Annotated in this window: 14 protein-coding genes and 2 pseudogenes; 6 read left to right on the plus strand and 10 right to left on the minus strand. The window is 51.6% G+C overall.

Going from position 1 to position 17,480, the window contains the following annotated elements:
- From mtnP to LCF41_RS17760, 8 genes are read right to left on the minus strand one after another with little or no spacing between them, the layout of a single operon-like run.
- Window positions 1–906 (minus strand): S-methyl-5'-thioadenosine phosphorylase, encoded by a 906-nt coding sequence (gene mtnP / locus LCF41_RS17725; RefSeq protein WP_225085696.1) that lies wholly within the window; start codon window positions 904–906, stop codon window positions 1–3.
- Window positions 899–2,032 (minus strand): fatty acid desaturase family protein, encoded by a 1,134-nt coding sequence (locus LCF41_RS17730; protein WP_225085697.1) that lies wholly within the window; start codon window positions 2,030–2,032, stop codon window positions 899–901. The genes mtnP and LCF41_RS17730 overlap by 8 nt, the downstream gene beginning before the upstream one ends.
- A 27-nt stretch (window positions 2,033–2,059) precedes the next feature.
- Window positions 2,060–2,713 carry an HAD family hydrolase gene (locus tag LCF41_RS17735; protein ID WP_225085698.1) on the minus strand — a complete coding sequence of 218 codons (654 nt, stop codon included), beginning with the start codon at window positions 2,711–2,713 and terminating at the stop codon, window positions 2,060–2,062.
- An 11-nt stretch (window positions 2,714–2,724) separates the two neighbouring features.
- Window positions 2,725–4,065 (minus strand): NAD(P)/FAD-dependent oxidoreductase, encoded by a 1,341-nt coding sequence (locus tag LCF41_RS17740; RefSeq protein ID WP_225085699.1) that lies wholly within the window; start codon window positions 4,063–4,065, stop codon window positions 2,725–2,727.
- The gene (locus LCF41_RS17745; protein ID WP_225085700.1) at window positions 4,062–6,002 is read right to left on the minus strand and encodes a DegT/DnrJ/EryC1/StrS family aminotransferase; all 1,941 of its coding nucleotides are present in this window, start codon (window positions 6,000–6,002) and stop codon (window positions 4,062–4,064) included. Before LCF41_RS17745 ends, LCF41_RS17740 begins: the two co-directional genes overlap by 4 nt.
- A gap of 10 nt (window positions 6,003–6,012) precedes the next feature.
- Window positions 6,013–7,137, minus strand: coding sequence for a DegT/DnrJ/EryC1/StrS family aminotransferase (locus LCF41_RS17750; protein ID WP_225085701.1), 1,125 nt, complete (start codon window positions 7,135–7,137; stop codon window positions 6,013–6,015).
- A gap of 28 nt (window positions 7,138–7,165) precedes the next feature.
- Window positions 7,166–8,158, minus strand: a complete 993-nt coding sequence (locus LCF41_RS17755; protein ID WP_225085702.1) for a Gfo/Idh/MocA family oxidoreductase — start codon at window positions 8,156–8,158, stop codon at window positions 7,166–7,168.
- The gene (locus LCF41_RS17760) at window positions 8,155–8,715 is read right to left on the minus strand and encodes an NUDIX hydrolase (protein WP_225085703.1); all 561 of its coding nucleotides are present in this window, start codon (window positions 8,713–8,715) and stop codon (window positions 8,155–8,157) included. The genes LCF41_RS17755 and LCF41_RS17760 overlap by 4 nt, the downstream gene beginning before the upstream one ends.
- A 532-nt stretch (window positions 8,716–9,247) precedes the next feature.
- Between LCF41_RS17760 and LCF41_RS17765 the strand changes: the two are divergent.
- Window positions 9,248–9,757: pseudogene (locus tag LCF41_RS17765) on the plus strand (DMT family transporter); the annotation flags it as partial.
- On the opposite strand, the gene lysA reads toward LCF41_RS17765, so the two are convergent.
- Window positions 9,754–11,016, minus strand: coding sequence for a diaminopimelate decarboxylase (gene lysA, locus LCF41_RS17770; protein ID WP_225085704.1), 1,263 nt, complete (start codon window positions 11,014–11,016; stop codon window positions 9,754–9,756). The pseudogene LCF41_RS17765 and the gene lysA sit on opposite strands and share 4 nt — an antisense overlap.
- Window positions 11,017–11,163: 147 nt before the next feature.
- Between lysA and LCF41_RS17775 the strand changes: the two genes are divergently transcribed.
- A complete protein-coding gene (locus tag LCF41_RS17775) occupies window positions 11,164–12,087 on the plus strand; it encodes a LysR family transcriptional regulator (protein ID WP_225085705.1) in 924 nt (307 codons plus the stop codon).
- Window positions 12,088–12,112: 25 nt separating this feature from the next.
- Here the strand turns inward: LCF41_RS17775 and LCF41_RS17780 are convergent, their stop codons facing one another.
- Window positions 12,113–13,033, minus strand: a complete 921-nt coding sequence (locus tag LCF41_RS17780) for a LysR family transcriptional regulator (protein ID WP_225085706.1) — start codon at window positions 13,031–13,033, stop codon at window positions 12,113–12,115.
- 114 nt (window positions 13,034–13,147) lie between these two features.
- On the opposite strand from LCF41_RS17780, the gene LCF41_RS17785 reads away from it, so the two are divergent.
- The 4 genes and pseudogenes from LCF41_RS17785 (at window position 13,148) to LCF41_RS17800 (ending at window position 17,140) form a co-directional block, all read left to right on the plus strand.
- Window positions 13,148–14,029 (plus strand): MBL fold metallo-hydrolase, encoded by an 882-nt coding sequence (locus tag LCF41_RS17785; RefSeq protein WP_225085707.1) that lies wholly within the window; start codon window positions 13,148–13,150, stop codon window positions 14,027–14,029.
- Window positions 14,017–14,673, plus strand: a complete 657-nt coding sequence (locus LCF41_RS17790; protein ID WP_225085708.1) for a DsbA family protein — start codon at window positions 14,017–14,019, stop codon at window positions 14,671–14,673. The genes LCF41_RS17785 and LCF41_RS17790 overlap by 13 nt, the downstream gene beginning before the upstream one ends.
- A gap of 261 nt (window positions 14,674–14,934) precedes the next feature.
- Window positions 14,935–15,180, plus strand: a pseudogene (locus tag LCF41_RS17795) (integrase core domain-containing protein); the annotation flags it as partial.
- Between the two features lie 397 nt (window positions 15,181–15,577).
- Window positions 15,578–17,140: a heparin lyase I family protein gene (locus LCF41_RS17800; protein WP_225085709.1), complete on the plus strand. Its 1,563-nt coding sequence runs from the start codon at window positions 15,578–15,580 to the stop codon at window positions 17,138–17,140.
- Window positions 17,141–17,480: the final 340 nt, after the last annotated feature.

Here is a 17,480-nt window from a genome sequence, read left to right on the forward strand (position 1 = left end):
TCAGGACGACATATCGTCCTGGATAACACGGTCAAGTAACGGTGAAAAACGGCTAATGGCTTCGGACGAGATCAGGCTGAAATCCGTCATGATAGCGCCATCTAACGCGTGTTGGCAGCGATCGCGGCATAGCGCCTCACGCTGTGCGAGTTTTGGCACGATGACGGATAACAGAGACTCGGCTTTCTTAATATTATCAGCCATCTGCTCGCTGACCATAGCGGCATTCACCGCCTCATGGGAGGTATGCCAGCAATCGTAATCGGTCACCATCGCGACCATGTTGTAGCAAAGCTCCGCTTCGCGGCAGAGCTTTGGCTCTGGCATGGCGGTCATGCCAATAACCGTGCCCCCCATTTGGCGATGGAATGCGGATTCCGCTTTGGTTGAAAAGTGCGGCCCTTCCATCACGACATACAGCCCCTTTGCCAGATGCGGAATGGCGAGTTCGCCCAGTGCATCAACCAGCAGCGAATGGTTATCCGTGCAAACCGGCTTCCCAAAAGGAACATGCGCCACCACCCCTGAACCGAAGAAGGTATTTACGCGGCGGTACGTCCGATCGATATATTGATCGATCGCGACAAACGTACCTGGAGGGGCTTCTTCGACCAGACTGCCGACGGCGCTAAACGAGATCACCTGCGAAACCCCCAGTGCCTTGAGCGCGGCAATGTTAGCTCTGACGTTAATTTCCGAGGGCAGCAGCCTGTGACCGATGCCATGCCGATTAACGATCGCTACCGGAACCCCGGCTATCTCGCCCAGCGTGATGATGCCGGAAGGGTCGCCAAAGGAAGTCGTGACGTTGATGCGCTCAGGCGCCTCGATGATCGACAGAGAATCCATACCGCTGCCGCAGATGATCCCAATACGGGGTGGCGTAGTCGTTCGTTGATCAGTCATTAATCGTTCCTCTTTCCCTGTTTAGTGGCGATTGAACAGCCGTGTTGACGAGCCGATGGTATAGCTCAGAGAGCGCAGCAGGTTGCCCTCCTGAACCAAAAATCATTCCCTTCGCGATGTACTGCGTGTATCGCGGTTCATTGACTTTCAGCGCCCAGTCCACGGCGGGCATATATTGATAGCGAACGGTTGGATAAATGTGGTGTGCCAAATGATAGGCGTCGGACATCGGAAATATCAGATATCGCTGAATCGCGCCGAACACACCGGAAAAATCCGTGGCGCGGCCATGTTCATAATCATGGGCAAGCCGATAGCGAGTTGGGATATAGGGCGTGTGCCAGCGGTGTTTAGAGAGCAGAGACCACCACGAAAACAGCGGATAAATGGAGAAAACAGGAATCACCCACCCGACAATCAATGCCGCAACGCCGCCCACCCACAGATACAGCGCGACCACGCTTATCGTCACGATGACGCGCAGCAGTGCGGTCTGCTTCGAGGTATTTTCGCGAAACACATCGCGAAAGTTGCCCTTGATGTTATTAGCCAGACCTTTAAGGCTAACCGGATAGAACAAGGCTTTGATAAACTGACCACGGCTGATGCCGGGCACCATGCCTGCGGCAATCACCCGCCGCAGATTCGGATCTTTACCCGGAACGTCCGCATTAGGGTGATGTTCAATGACGTGCGTAATAAAGCGCGAATCCATATCCCTTTTCAGCGTCGGGAACTGGAAAAACGTGTTGGACAGGAACCACTGTAACTTCTTCGAGGGGCACAGCGCCACGTGCAGCGCATTGTGACCCAGCTCTTGTAGCGCTCTCATCCGCCCCGAGGTCACCACCGCCAGCAGCACACCGGACAGCACGTTATAGTCTGTCCAGCGGAAAAACAGCACGGCGGCAAAAATCTCCAGCCAACAGTAGATAAACGGCAACGGCGCGAAGAGCGTATCAAATCGCTTGTAGTAACTGATCTCATCTCTGTTGCCGGGGCTAAGTTTGAATTTCGGCAGGATCCGCTCACCGTCGCGATAATAAAGCTTGATCGCCAGCCGGAGAAAAAGACTTAACACGATCAGTACCACCATCACATCGAACACACGATCTTGGCTTAGCATGTGAAACCCTCCATGGCATTGGCGAAATTAGCGGAAATAGGCGCGGTATACCGATGACAGATCCCCGAAAACAAACGGGTGAATAGCGCTCAGCCGTTCGTGCGTCTGATGGCCGTGTGAGACAGAAGCCATCTGCCAGCCACAGGCGTGTGCGACGTCGATGTCATGGTCGGTATCACCGATCATCAGGGCGTCCGTTCCCGGATTGCCCAGTACCGAGTCTAGCTCCAGAGCAATACCCTGCTTGCCTTTAGCCTGAGTATTCGTGAGGCCAAACACATGATCGACCAGGTGATCGATGCCAGCGCTGGCTAGATTGTTCTGCAACGTCTCGTGCTGGCTGGCAGACAGCACGGAGATGCTCACACCGGTACGTCGCAACATACTGATGATATCCACGGCCCCCTGATGGAGAGGACACTGGTTGATTTCGCTATTGAAAATACTCAGATACGTGTGGATCAAATCGTCGAATCGCCCGCTCTCGCAGTCGATCCCGACCGCCTGATAGAACGACTGGATCGGGAACCCGAAATGCTCGCGATATCTCTTTGCATCGAGAGGGGGCAGCGTTTGTAACTCCCTCACCGCGTTCAGCCCCTTCACCGCCAGTGCCAGATCATCGACCAGCGTGCCATTCCAGTCGAAAATAACGTGTTTAATCGCAGTGCTACCTTTCATCGTGCTATTCCTTATCGTATGGCTCGGGCAATGACGCTGGATAATGAGGCTCTGACTATGGGGAAACGATAGAGCGTGCGCTGCGCTTCTAACAGGTTAGCGATCTTGAGAGTGGCAATCGCCACATCCCGATTGTGGAACGAGGCCGCGTGAACCAGACTGATATACCGCTCTTTCAGCCTACTTTTCAGAGCGGCTTTTGCGGTTTGCTGGCTCAGGCTTTCATCGCTTTTTTTGGCCTGTTGCCAGGAAATTTCCGTCGCCATCACTTGCACATTCAGCACCTGCTGGGCTGGGATCGCCCGCCGGAGGTACTCAGGCAGAGCGACGTCCAGCGCTTCGGCTTGCAGAGCCGAAACACTCATCCCCTGACTGTAGATTGGGTTGATGCTGCATAGCGCATCCCCCACGACCAGAAAGCTCTCCGGCCATGACGGCATCAGGTCATAGCGGCGTCTCAGGCTGCACGGCATCTTGAACTGGTGAAACTCACTCAGCGGCTCCAGCTTGCTGACCTCATCATGGATGTCAGGCACCGGCAGTTCGGCAAGGAATCGCATAAAGTCATGCTCATTAGGCTTGGGCGATGCGCCGAACCAGCCTCCGGCGGTGACGATATACTTGTCTCCCTCAATGGGACTGATGACACCCATACTGCGTTTTGTCGGCAGATTGGGCGTCACGAGCAACACTTTCCAGCCAGTCTGACGCGTTGTGTCTTTCTTATAGACGCGCGACACATAGCCGAGCTGATTCTCGACCTCTTCACGCTGAACCTCGCCGTAGCCTAGCTGCTTCAGCCATGCCGCAGCCTTTGAGTTTCTGCCAGAGGCATCCACCACCAGATCGGCTTCCAGCGTTTCCTCTACTTGCCCAACACTCGCGACAAGCCCCCGAACGGCTCCGTCATCATGAAGAAGGTGTTTAACCCGATAGCCCTCTTTAATCTCGATATTCGGTACGCGTCTGGCCGATTGTCTCAGAACATGCTCAAGCAGCGTTCTTGAACAATAGTGCGCGGTAATACCGGTCGGCCAGCGCTGTTTCCAGCCCACGCCGGCATAGCATTTCACGCCATGAGACAGATCGATCTCTTCAGCCCCGAATTGCAGCAGTTCGTTCTTAAAACCGGGATAGAAATTCTCAATAATCTGGACACCGCGATTTAATAGCAGATGCACATGATGTTCCTGCGGCACCGTCCGACGCGTGCAAGGTTTATCACTAAACGTATCCAAATCGAGCAGCACAACGTCCTTGAAGTGCCTGGCAAGCGAACGGGCGACCAGACAGCCAGCAATGCTGGCGCCAATGACGATAGCCTTGCCTGTAGCGTTTTTTAATGTCGTCATGACAGAACCTCCTCCGTATGCTCAGGCTGAAAGCGATTGAGTACCGCTGCGATAACCGCGATGTCAGCCTGTCGGATATCCGGGTGAACAGGTAAGGTGGTGATGCTCGCCAGCATCCGCTCGGCATTCGGGCACGGCGTGGCTTTGTCACGTAAAACGGGATACTGATACAGCGCCTTACAGTTATACAGGGCGATATCCGAGGGGATGCCGGCATGAGACTGATGTTCAAGTAAAGCGGCATTGCTGCCCGTCAGCGAGCGCACGATCAGTTTAGTGCCAGCGGGTTCGCCACCGGAAATGATCGGTAACGGTTCGAGATAGGGGTTGGTCAGCAACGTGCTCACCGTCTGCATGGTAGACAAACGATGCTGCACATCCTGTTCCAGTCGATTAAGCCGTGCCAGCCCCAGCGCAGCCTGTAAACCACAGAGAGAGAAATTCAATACCGGATTACGGGACGCGGTGAAATCACAGTGCGTGAACTGCTTCGCCTTCAGCGCCAGCTCGTCGTTATCAGTCAGAACCGCCCCGCCCTCACCGGTAACCAGCGTTTTGCTGTGGTGCGTGGAAAACGTCGCCATATCGGCGTATTTCCAGAGGAATTCGCCATCTAATCTGGCCTTGTGCGCCAGTGCGATATCAAGCAGGTAGTACAAACCGTTCGCACGCGCAAACGCGGCAACTCGCTTCGCATCAACTGGATATCCCCACATCGGGATATCGATAATCGCTTTGGTTTTGTCGTCGATCAGGCGCTCAGCCATAGCCAGATCGATGGTGAAGTCATCCGGGCTGATATCGCAAAATACCGGTTCGACGCGCATAAACGTGAGGGCATACACCGTACACAGGGGGCATGTCGGCGTTAACAGCACCTTGTCTCCCGGCTTAAGGCCAAAGGCAGACAGCGCGACAACGAGCGAACCATATCCCGATGACGTGGCAATAGCCTGCCCGGCATTAAAATGCGTTTTTAGCTGCTGTTCGTATTGGCGAACGCTCTCGGATCGTCCCCCGATGCCGCTGTTCAACGCAGCTAGCACAAACGCTTCTTCACGGGTTCCGACAGGATAAAAGCTATCTTTGATAGCGTGGGCATCAGCCCCTGCGGCCACAGAGTGAGATAGCGACGGATTGGCAGCGTGTTGGCCATCAGCATCCATTCGGTAGCCCGCCGTGTGCTGCGCCGCATTCCTTGCTATCAGCGCCTGTAAACGAAGTCGCCCGACAGCACATTGGATACCACTTATCTTGTGGTTAACACCGAGATGTATCCCATCCAGATCGGAGAATTGAGAGTAACTTTTCGCCCGGCGCCCCCATTCGCGATGGCGAAAAAGTACAGCGCCCCCTTCGCCAGTGGAAATCGCAGAACGCCCTTCTCGCAAGGACAACAGCCCAATGTCGACCCCCTCAGCGATCTGTCGATGGTCGAGCATCGTGTCAATGGACGCGGTCAACTCAACAATCGTGACAAGTTGCCTCGCGCGGCTCATCTCAATAACGTGGGCGATGTCCTGCTGATACAGAAAAGAGGAGGAAACCAGCACCGCTCTGGTTCTCTCACTGACATGCTGCTCGAACGCAGCCAACTGTACATGCAGCGTGCCAGGCTCATAGTCTGCGGCCACGGGAATCAACCCCGCATGAACCAAAGGCGACGTGACCCATGCCGGGACGTCAGGGCCCACGATAACCCCATCGCCGGGCCGGAAATCGAGAGCACCGAGCATCACACTGACGCCCCCGGTATCCGACGACGTCGCGACACATGCCGCAAACCCAGCCCAGTCTGCCAACTCGGATTCGAAGCGCGCGACCGTGGCAAGAGAGGTGTCCATATCCCCCGCCGCAACGGCAATAACGGCATCCAGCTCACGCTTTCGGGCCTGTACAGGATCGTTGAGATCGTTTGCAAAGATCGCGTCGTCCATGACCTCTTCCTTAGGCATTAAAATTGTCGTTCACGACACTGACGATGTAATCGATATCGCTATCGTTAAGCCCTTCATGGCAGGGAACGGTGAAAATGGTTTCAATGATGTGTTCCGCATTGGGACAAGGCTCTGCGTATGGCGTAAAAGCCGGTTCGCGATAAAGCGGTTTGTATTTGTATCGAGTGGTATCGGACATCACCCCCTGAGAAAACATGCGGTTACCTTGATCAACGCTCGCGCCGTTGAGGTGGTGGTAGACCATGGAATAGCCATTGATCTCCGCGCCCTGATAGCGGGGGAATTCCTGTATTGTCGGGATAGCCAACAGCGCCTGCCGGACTTTCTGCACGCGCTCGCGGCGATCCGCAATTTTGCGATCGAGTTTCTTTAACTGATTGATACCCAGCGCAGCGCACAGCGGTGGCAATTTGAAGTTGGTGCCGATGTCTTCGCCCAAGATATAGCCGTTGTTCCTGCTGGATGCTTTGAGCCCGTGGTGCTGCCACCTGAGCATCCGCTCATAGACATCATCATCATTGGTCAGACAGAAGCCGCCCTCGCCCGTGCTCATCAGCTTGCGCTCATGGGTAGAGAAACAGGAAACATCACCAAACGTCCCCAGATATTGCCCGTCAGAGGTGGTGCCAAATGCGTGGGCGCAATCCTCAATCAGCCGAATCCCTTCCGTCTTGCAAAAATCCACTACGGCGCGCATTTCAATCGGGTAACCCCACATCGGGACGACAATCAATGCCTTTATCGGCTGTTCCTGTACGAGTTTGCGCAAATGATCGAGATCCGGCGAAAAAGACAGGGGAGCGACATCGCAGAAAACAGGGACGCAGCCTGTCGTGATAATCGGCAGAATCGTCATAATCGGCGCGGTCGGCGGCAGCGCAATACGATCGCCCGGCTGCAAACCCAGTCCCCGAATCGCCAATTCAATCGCCACGGTACCATTGCAGCACGGTAACGCTTTGGTCGTGCCAAAATATCTGGCGAGCGCGTGTTCGTATTCCGTCAATATGGGAGATTTACCCGAAAAACTCGTGGTATTAAAAGCGGAAAGTACGGCGTCATAATCGCTTTGGTCGAAATTGATATGAAGATTCTGATACGTTTTTTCGGTCATAAGATAATCCCTTAACGTTAACCTGAACTTAATAATTAACTGCTAACACGCGCTTGCACTGTTCTTCGATAGCATCCATGCAGCGATAGGTTTCAATCAGCGTTGACAACGCCGTCTTGGAATCCCGGTCGCCTGACTGAATAGCATTGATAAAATCGAGAATCTCACCCGTATATCCCGCTCTCGAATACCCCGAGGACAGCGGGCTGACGGCCCAGGTATCGCACCAGCGCTTGCGTTCACCTTTCAGATACGTTTTGTCCATATCTGCAACGCTAATCATACTCAGTGATGTGCTCTTAATATGAAGCCGGTCGTCGGCTAATACGTCTAAATCAAAAGTGAAGTGTGGCGAAGTATTACTGGTAATGAGCGTGCCGTGAGCGCCATTCACAAACTCCAGCAATACGCTAAATATAATATTTCCGTCACTGCTATTATCCGCCACCGATAATTTCTTCACCGAACCGCAGAGGTGTATCAAGAGATCGAGACCGTGAATAGTCTGTGCATGCAAAAAGGATTTTAACACGCTGTTATAATCCCAGAGTACAGATACCGGCTTATTAGCCATTTGCCGTAAACTGATCATCTGTATTTTATCGTTATAGATTTGTTTAATACGTTCAGTTACATCTGCAAAACGAAAATTCATACCGGAACCGGTAATCACGCCTTTCCGTTTAGCCATTTCAGCAAGGCGAATAACATCTTCAGAACTCGATGCAACGGGTTTCTCTAATAATACTGGGATACCCCGTTCTATCGCATCATAGGCTATCCGATAATGTGCAGAAGGATAACAGGCCACGATGACCGCATCGAGTTTGCATTTATCCATCATGTCACAATGATTACTGAATATCTTTGCTTCATCAAATTTAAACAGAGTCGCCGCTTCCAGACACTTTGCCGAGTCAGTATCGCAAATCGCAGCAATTTCCACGCCAAATAATGCATTACACGCGGGTATAAGATTTTCACGAGCTTGTGCACCAAATCCAACGAATCCGATTTTCATAATACCTCCATTTTTTCTCTCAGTATTAAAAGCGATGTGAGCTGCGTGTAATCTTCGAGCCTGTCAATGCTTATCCACTGTAGATTTGTCGCCTCTTGTTCATTGATAATCAGCGGCACATGCCTGTCAGCCTGTAGCAAAAAACGAATATCATAGTGGTAATGTTCAGGCTCTTTGGGGTTGGCGGGAATGAGATGAATATCGATATCCAATATCTCATTAGAGACAACACTAACGTCTTCGATGCCAGTCTCTTCCTGTGTTTCTCGTAATACGGTATCGATAATATCGGCATTACCATCACAGTGGCCACCAGGTGGTAACCACATATTCAGTTTTTTATGTCTTAAAAGGAGGGTATGTTGTCTTTCTTTATCCACTATAAAAGCCGTTCCAGTAACATGGCCTTCTAATGTGGATCGTTCAAAGGGGTGGGACGTCGCATCAATAAAATATTGCAGACGTTTAGCATTCACATCATCTCTATCTGTTGTGATAGGAAACTTATAGCTAATGTCAGCATTAAGTTTCAGTATTACACTTCTGCCATCTTGCACGTTTATTCCCTCAAGCGTCTTATGACATAAAACGTATTATTTACCCGCGAATTCCATAAAACCCCGCATCAGTTTTTCCATATCACTGATTACTTCGTTATTACATAAAAACTGCAAGGCACATCAGATAGATTTATTATGGTTAAATAAATAATTAGACAGCTAATTTAAAACACACGTAATTCAATAAAACCAATGAAATGGCAAAAGCGAAACGTATTGTCTGAATTAAATAAAAAAGAAATGAATAGTATGCATGTTAAGTTATCAACATATCATATGACAAATATAAGACATGCTATGCCGCTCACGGTTATTTGATTATTAATACGTGAGTAAAATATCAGAAAACAATCGATACACAATGGTGCTGTCACTTATTTTTACTGGAATAAAACATAAAAAATACTAATTTAATGATTTTCATTAACATTTTTGCAAAAAAAATTTGTAACCGCTTACCCCGTACGAACAGTACGCACGGGGTTGGCTCTTTAGCCATGTCAATTGACTAACCTGCACATCTAACGCCATCGCCAGTGCCCAAGCGGGAACCGAAAGCGATGACAAAGGCTATCTGTCTGGTGTGCTGATGGCATTGGGTGCCGCGTTTTTCTACGCCGTAGCGGCCGCGATAACAAAAAAGCTGTCAGGCATTCCGCCGCACATACTTGTGCTAATACAATTGCTCGTTGGCACCGTTGTTCTTGCGCCCTTCGCGGTAATGCCTGTTGCACCGATGGCTTCACAGTGGGGAATCCTGGTGGCGATTGGCGTGATGCATACCGGGCTGATGTCGACGCTGTTATATAGCGCGATCCAGAAAATCCCGACCGCGCTGGTTGGGGCACTCTCATTCATCTATCCCGTCATGGCGGCGCTGGTCGACTGGGCAGCGTTTGGACATCGACTGGATGCCATGCAGCTTGCCGGGGCGGTCGCGATTCTGCTGTCTGCCGCCGGAATGACGTTCGGCTGGCACATCAGGTTCAGGGGACAAGCAAATCGCTTTCCCCTGATACCACCGAATAAAAACGATTAAAGCGCTTCCAGCGCCAGGAGTTCTTCCAGCGTCTGGCGACGGCGAATCAGGCGCGGCTCGCCGTTTTCAAACAGCACTTCCGGCAGCAGCGGACGGCTGTTGTAGTTCGAGGACATGGATGCGCCGTACGCGCCGGTGTCATGGAAGACCAGATAGTCGCCCACCTGTGCATCCGGCAGCGGGAAGGTTTCCACACCGCCGCCCGCCTGCTGGGTAAACACATCGCCGGATTCACACAGCGGCCCAGCAATCACACTATCGCGCAAGGTGGACTGGCTGATATCACGGCCGTCGCCCGGCAGCAGAGAAACATGGTGATAGCTGCCGTACATCGCCGGACGCATCAGGTCGTTAAACCCGGCATCAACCAGCACAAAGTGACGGCTTCCCATGGATTTGACCGCCCGCACTTCCGCCACCAACACGCCGGATTCCGCGACCAGAAAACGTCCTGGTTCGATTTCCAGCGTCACCGGATGACCAAGATGCGCGGCAATTTTCTCACGCGCCGCGTTCCACAGTCCGTAATAGTGCTCGGTATCAATCGCCTCTTCGCCGTGGCGATACGGAATCGACAGCCCGCCGCCTGCGGAAATCGCCTCAATATCCTGCCCCAGCTCAACAACCTGACGCACCATCGCTTCACACACCTGTTCCAGATGGCCGTAATCCACACCGGAACCAATATGCATGTGGATGCCCACCAGCTTCAGTTGATAGCGCTGAATATGCGCCAGCGCCAGCGGCAAATCACCGTACCAGATACCGTGCTTGCTGTTTTCACCGCCGGTGTTAGTTTTCTGGCTGTGACCATGACCAAAGCCTGGATTCACGCGCAGCCATACCGGGTGCCCCGGCGACTGCTGACCCAGTTGTTCCAGCATGTCGACCGAACCAGCGTTCACCGGAATATTCAGTTCGGAAACGCGTTGCAGCGTCGGGCGATCCAGCAGATCGGCAGTAAACACGATCTCATGTGCCTCGGTGCCCGGCACAAAGCCGGCAAGCAGCGCACGTTCAATTTCCCCCAGCGATACCGAATCGACCTTCACGCCCTGCTCACGCATCAGACGCAAAATGTGCGTGTTGGAACACGCTTTTTGCGCGAAGCGGATCGTGTCGAACTGGCGCAGTTGGGCGATACGGTTAACGATGGTCTGCGCGTCATAGGCCCAGACCGGGCAACCAAAGCGGGCAGGCAGTTCACGCAGGCTTTGTGCATTCAGAGCATGGGTTACGTCATTCAGATCGTGAGGCATAAAAAGTTACCGATTTACAGGGTTAAACATGGTTGAGAAACACTATAAAAATCCTCCAATGGGTAAACAAATATCGTTTTAAGCAGACTCTATTCATTTCTGATATGGTTTATCACAACGGTAGTAATAAGAATGAAGGGGAGCGGCATGGCGGCAATATCTTTGCGGCACATCGAGATTTTCCATGCGGTCATGACGACCGGGAATCTGACGGAAGCGGCAACGCTGCTGAACACCTCGCAGCCGACCGTCAGCCGCGAGCTGGCACGTTTTGAGAAACTGATTCAGATGACGCTGTTCGAGCGGCTGCGCGGCAGGCTTTACCCCACCGCGCAGGGGCTACAGCTGTTTGAAGAAGTGCAGCGTTCCTATTATGGTCTGGATCGCATTATCAACGCCGCCAGCGATATTCGCCGTTTTCAGCAGGCGCAACTTTCCGTTGCCTGTCTGCCCGTGTTCTCACAGTCGCTGCTGCCGGATGTCTGCAAGCCGCTGCTGGCACGCTATCCGCGGCTTAATCTGCACATCATTCCGCAAGAATCGCCGCTGCTGGAAGAGTGGTTGTCCGCCCAGCGCCACGATTTAGGCTTAACGGAAAACAGCCTCACGCCCGCCGGGACAGAGCGGCAAACGCTGATGTTACTCAATGAAGTGTGCGTGCTGCCTGCGGGGCACGCGCTGACGAAAAAAACGGTGCTCACGCCGCAGGATTTTGCCGATGAACCCTTTATCAGCCTGTCGAGCGCCGATAGCTATCGCCAGTTGCTGGATAAGCTGTTTCAGGAACAGGGCGTATCGCGCCGGATGGTGCTGGAAACCCACAGCGCGGCGTCAGTATGTGCGATGGTGCGGGCAGGCGTCGGGCTGTCTATCGTCAATCCGCTCACCGCATTGGATTATGCCGCCTCCGGCCTGGTCGTGCGGCCTTTCAGCATTGACGTGCCCTTTACCGTTAGCCTGATTCGTCCGCTGCACCGCCCTGCGTCGGCGCTGGTCGATACCGTCATTGAGCAGCTCAGGCAGTACGCTGCCAGCGTGCCTTCACGTCTGGAGCAGGTCTTGCGGCGCTAACGTACCATTTGAGTCGTTAGCCCCATCACTGTGCCGATGGCAGTGCCAGCGCCCGCCAGCGAGGATCGTGCGCAAACCAGTCCACCAGAAAATCCAGCAGGGTGCGCAGCGCGGCAGGCATCTGGCGGCGCGAGGTGTAAATACCATAAATCCCCATCGCCTGTGGCCGGTATTCCGGCAACAGCGCCACCAACTGTCCGCTGGCGAGGTAAGGCGTCACAGAATAACGCGGTTGCAACGCAATCCCCGCGCCTTCCAGCGCGCCTGCCAGCAGCACCAGTGATTCATTGCCGCTCAGGTTGCCGCTGACCGGTATCGTAAACTTTTCATCGCCACGGGAAAAATGCCACAGGCTTTTGCCAAAATAGGTATAGGTCAGGCAGTTGTGAATCGAGAGATCGGTCAGCTGTCGCGGAATACCATGTTCATTCAAATAAGAAGGCGATGCACACAGCATCGACTCACAGCGTGCCAGCGGTCGGGCAATCAGATTAGGATCCAGCTCGTTGGTGATGCGTAGCGCCAGATCGATGCGTTCCTCGACCAGATTCACCGCGCGGTTATTCATTTGCAGATCGATAGCGACCCGAGGATGGTGGCGCAGGAACGTCGTGATCGCCATGCCGAGCGCTCCCTGTGCCAGCGATTGCGAACAGCTAAGGCGCAGCAAGCCACTTAACGTGGCATCGTCGGTCTCGGCCTCGACGCGCATATCCGCCGTCAGCGCCAGCATCTCCCGACAGCGCGCCAGCGTTTTTTCACCGGCATCCGTCAGGCTCAGCTTGCGCGTGGTGCGGTGCAATAGCCGCGCACCTGCCCATGCTTCCATCTCCGCCAGATAGCGCGTCACCATCGCCCGGGACATGTCCAGCGTCTCTGCCGCGGCGATCATGCTGCCGCGATCTATAATAGTCACGAACACTTCGGCTGCCGTAATACGATCCATTTATTAGTCCGTTTTATGCAACAAACAATTGCCTGATTTGCGGTTTTTCGTACGATTAATGCAACATAACATGAACCCACTTTCTGTCATACCTGTTACCTGTGGAATATCACCATGTCTAAATCTATCGCTTTTACCGTATCTTTACTCGCTGCCTCGCTGGGCCTGGCTTCTGCTGCTCACGCCGCTGAGTTAAAAATTGACGTATTTAATCCAGGTGAAGCCAGTGTATTCCCTGTTTCCTCTGAAATTATCAGCGGCGATAAAGAAGTCGTCCTGATCGATGCACAGTTCCAGCGTAACGACGCCCAAACGCTGGTTGATCGCATCAAAGCCACTGGCAAAAAACTGACTACCGTTTATATCAGCCATTCCGATCCTGACTACTATTTCGGTCTGGACGTGATTAAAGCCGCCTTCCCAGACGCGAAAATTATTGCCACTCAAGCCACCATCGACGCGATCAACGCCAGCAAAGACGGCAAAGTGGCGCATTGGGGCCCGGTTCTGAAAGAAAACGCACCGAAAGAGATCGTGGTTCCTCAAGCGCTGGAAGGTGATAGCTTTACCGTTGATGGCAAAAAACTGGAAGTAAAAGGGCTGAAAGGGCCAATGCCAGATCGCACGTTCGTCTGGATCCCTTCGCTGAAAGCCGTTGTCGGCGGTATTCCGGTGTCTGCCAACATCCACGTATGGCTTGCCGATACCCAAACGCCAGAATCTCGCATTCACTGGCGTGACACGCTGAAATCCATTGAAGCGCTGAAGCCAACCACCGTCGTGCCAGGTCACTTTATCGCTCCAACCGATTACACCTTGAAAAATGTGACGTTTACACTGCAATATCTGGATACGGTGGAAAAAGCACTGGCAAAAAGCAAAGATTCTGCCGAACTGATCGCTGCAATGAAAAAACACTACCCTACACTGAAAGAAGAATCGGGTCTTGAATTGAGCGCCAAAGTCCTGAAAGGTGAAATGAAGTGGCCACAGTAAGACTGCATTATATTTACGATCCCTTGTGCGGCTGGTGCTACGGTGCCGCCCCACTCGCACTGGCAGCACAGGAGATTGACGGGTTGGATCTGATCCTCCACGGCGGCGGAATGATGACGGGCAGCAATAGCCGTACCATCACCCCGGAGTGGCATGATTACGTGATTCCCCACGATCACCGCATTGCACAAATGACCGGGCAAACCTTCGGGGAAGCGTATTACGAAGGGCTGCTGCGTGATACCAGCGTCATACTGGATTCCGCGCCGCCGACGGCTGCCGTACTTGCTGCGGAAGCGATGGCTGACAAAGGCATGGAGATGTTGTACCAGATTGAGCAGGCGCACTACGTTTCCGGGCTCAAGATCGCCGATGCTGCCGTGCTGCGTCAGTGCGCGGAAGCAATCGGTCTGGATGGCGAGGCTTTCAGCACCGAGTTCGCCTTTATCCAGGAAGAAACGCTGTCAAAACACATCAGCGCTAGCCGGGAATTACTGGCGAAAGTACGCGGGCAAGGCTTCCCCACGTTTGCACTGGAAGATGCCAACGGGAATTTCCAGCAAATCCCTGCGGCAAACTACCTCGGCCAGGTTGACGCGTGGCGACGCGTGCTGACACAGATGGTCAAACACGCCACCGCATAAGCGTTCTCATCAACCTTCATAGGTAGTCATTCTTTGAATCCTTATCATCGGATTCAAAGAATGACTACTGTGCTCAAAATGAGTAGCGGTACACTGTAAGTATCACACTTAACAGAACCATTCACTTTTAGAGATCTTCAGACATAGTAGTTATGTTCCGTTGGGGAGATAACGATGCGCAAAGCACGATTTATCGAGCACCAGATCACCGCCGTTTTGAAGTCCGCTGAAGCCGAACGTTCCGTGAAACCCATCTGCCGTGAAGCGGGAATAATAATGGACTTCTCGCGCCCCTGAAAGCCTACAGATAACGCCCTGATTGAATCATTTAACGGGAACCTGCGGGATGAATGTCTGAACCTGCACTGATTCATGCCACTGGAAGATGCTCAGGAAAAGAGAAAACACTGGCGACAGGAATATAACCAGTACCGTCCACATTCATCGTTAAATAACCAGACTCCGGCAGAATTTGTCCGAAGTCTGCACATAGCCCCGGATTTCTGATTTATCCGGACGCCGATATTGGAAGGAGATCACAGGGAGTACTCAGGTTTTGCCATAAAAAACTGCACCTTACTCTGTTAGATATCCAGCATTTGGAGTTGAATCTGCCATCTTCAATGCGCACAGGTATATAACTTTTATTTATATAGGAATAATTACATCAATAAACAACACCAATCTTATTTATACTCGTAATACTTCAAGTTGCATGTACGTTGGCGGCGTTCACTCAACCGAATCACTTACCTGAGTAAGCTCATCGGGATTCCTTCTCTTGCCGCCTTCCTGAAACTCGAATTATGTGGAGTATATGTTGTTGTTTTCAGCGTTCATTAATAACGGGATATTCGTTTTTTAATAAAAAACGTGGGTAAATAAGGATTAAAGGAGAATTAACATGAATAAGGGAAAAGGCCTGCTGGCAGGAATTATTGGAAGTCTTATTATTATGCTGCCGTTTTCATCAGGAATAGCTGAAGAAGAGTTGTCAAATGCTGCGGTATCGGCGGCTAAAACTGCGACAAAAGCAGATTTTTCTTACACCGCAAGCGTACTCACCATCGTATTTGATGGCGGTCTATCTTCTTTTGACCTCGATCGTATTGGTACTTATCAATGGGATTTTGGTGATGGTGTGACATCCACGGAAATGAGGCCACGGCATACTTATGCCAAAGACGGAAACTATACCGTTTCTCTTACGGTGAAGGATATCAATGGCCGTAGCAAAACTCTCAGTAAAAAAATATCTGTCCGTTCAGCCAAGACCGGATTCGAGAATGGCTGGCAATTAGGGAGTGAGCGCTCACATGAGGGCGCGATGCAACCCATGCACATGTGTACAACTCAATCTCCAAATTGGGTCAGTATTGTGGATCTAAAAGATGAAGGAATTAGTACGTCTGATATTGTTGGTACCAAAGCGATTAAAAGCTTTTGGACTGAGACGGGCTATAATTATACGACGCATCCAAGACTGAGACGTGGTGCGGAAGCCTGTGCTGGACCGGATAATGGTACACAAAAAGAGGCGTGGATAGGGTTTATGGTCTATCTGCCTTCGAAAGGCTATCCAATGGATAAACGTGGCGGTATTTTCCAGTTATTTAGTGGTAACGGTAGTTGCACATCGTGGGCAGGGATGTTGACGGTGGTTAACAACAGCCTGATGTTTTCACACCGTACCGGATGTGTGACACCAACTGAACCCATACTCGTTAAGGATATTCCCCGAGATCGCTGGATTCCGGTGATTGTTCATGTAGTGGTATCACGTCAGCAGCAAGGTCAGGTCGAGTTATGGTTTGATGGCGCGCCTAAAAATAAGCCGACCTATAGTGCGAAAAACATCAATTTTGGTTTTGGCGTATGGCGTGATGATGACACCATTGAAGGTCGGATGCATTTTACTTTTGGACAATATGCCTGGGATGACTCTAACTACACACCCAACGAAACTCGGGTCAACTATTTTGACAATATCCATATTGTCAATGAAGGTCGTGACGATGGCTGGGAGAATGTCAATCCACTGACAGCTCATAACCAGTACACTGGTGCACAGGTATGGGCAAATAGGCAGTGGGAAGGCAGCGGTGTTCAGCGAGCATTTGATGGTGATATCAACACCAAGTATGCGGCAAATGAGAGCAATACACCGCTTTACTTGCAATATCGTCTCCCTAAAGGTGAATCATTACAAGCGGTTAGTTATAAAATCAGCAGTACCGACTCATCCACAGACAAACGCTATCCACGAGACTGGACGTTGCTAGGATCGAATGATGGCGTGACTTGGAATACGCTTGACCAACAGATGAAACAGTACTTTGGTAGACGTGCAACCCGTGAATTTCAGGTTGCGATACCGGGGGAATATTCCTACTATCGATTGCGTATTGACGCCAATAACGGCGCTGATGCTACAGAAGTTGGCGATATTGTTTTTCTGGATAAGTAATTAATCAAACAGTTCATCGTCACCCAGAAAATAGGCTGCGTGACGATGTACTACGGCCTGCACCTTATCAGCGTATTCTGTTTTCCCTTGTCGCATGAATGGTTTTTTCCAACACTGCTTTTTGCTTATTAATAGCATGATGACTGATCATGGTTATATACTCGTAATACTTCAAGTTGCATGTACGTTGGTTGCGTTCAGCGTTCACTCCCCCGAATCACTTACCTGAGTAAACTCATCGGGATTCCTTCTCTTGCCGCCTTCCTGCAACTCGAATTCTTTGGGGTATAGAATAAAGTCCTATTGGGATATGCTATTAGCATTAGGCAAGTTGAGGACA

It is taken from the genome of Pectobacterium colocasium (genome assembly GCF_020181655.1).
GTDB lineage: Bacteria > Pseudomonadota > Gammaproteobacteria > Enterobacterales > Enterobacteriaceae > Pectobacterium > Pectobacterium colocasium.

Excerpts from the sequence above, each read along its gene's own strand:
- mtnP (WP_225085696.1), bottom strand. The coding sequence starts at position 906 with ATGACTGATCAACGAACGACTACGCCACCCCGTATTGGGATCATCTGC.
- LCF41_RS17730 (WP_225085697.1), bottom strand. The coding sequence starts at position 2,032 with ATGCTAAGCCAAGATCGTGTGTTCGATGTGATGGTGGTACTGATCGTG.
- LCF41_RS17735 (WP_225085698.1), bottom strand. The coding sequence starts at position 2,713 with ATGAAAGGTAGCACTGCGATTAAACACGTTATTTTCGACTGGAATGGC.
- LCF41_RS17740 (WP_225085699.1), bottom strand. The coding sequence starts at position 4,065 with ATGACGACATTAAAAAACGCTACAGGCAAGGCTATCGTCATTGGCGCC.
- LCF41_RS17745 (WP_225085700.1), bottom strand. The coding sequence starts at position 6,002 with ATGGACGACGCGATCTTTGCAAACGATCTCAACGATCCTGTACAGGCC.
- LCF41_RS17750 (WP_225085701.1), bottom strand. The coding sequence starts at position 7,137 with ATGACCGAAAAAACGTATCAGAATCTTCATATCAATTTCGACCAAAGC.
- LCF41_RS17755 (WP_225085702.1), bottom strand. The coding sequence starts at position 8,158 with ATGAAAATCGGATTCGTTGGATTTGGTGCACAAGCTCGTGAAAATCTT.
- lysA (WP_225085704.1), bottom strand. The coding sequence starts at position 11,016 with ATGCCTCACGATCTGAATGACGTAACCCATGCTCTGAATGCACAAAGC.
- LCF41_RS17775 (WP_225085705.1), top strand. The coding sequence starts at position 11,164 with ATGGCGGCAATATCTTTGCGGCACATCGAGATTTTCCATGCGGTCATG.
- LCF41_RS17780 (WP_225085706.1), bottom strand. The coding sequence starts at position 13,033 with ATGGATCGTATTACGGCAGCCGAAGTGTTCGTGACTATTATAGATCGC.
- LCF41_RS17785 (WP_225085707.1), top strand. The coding sequence starts at position 13,148 with ATGTCTAAATCTATCGCTTTTACCGTATCTTTACTCGCTGCCTCGCTG.
- LCF41_RS17800 (WP_225085709.1), top strand. The coding sequence starts at position 15,578 with ATGAATAAGGGAAAAGGCCTGCTGGCAGGAATTATTGGAAGTCTTATT.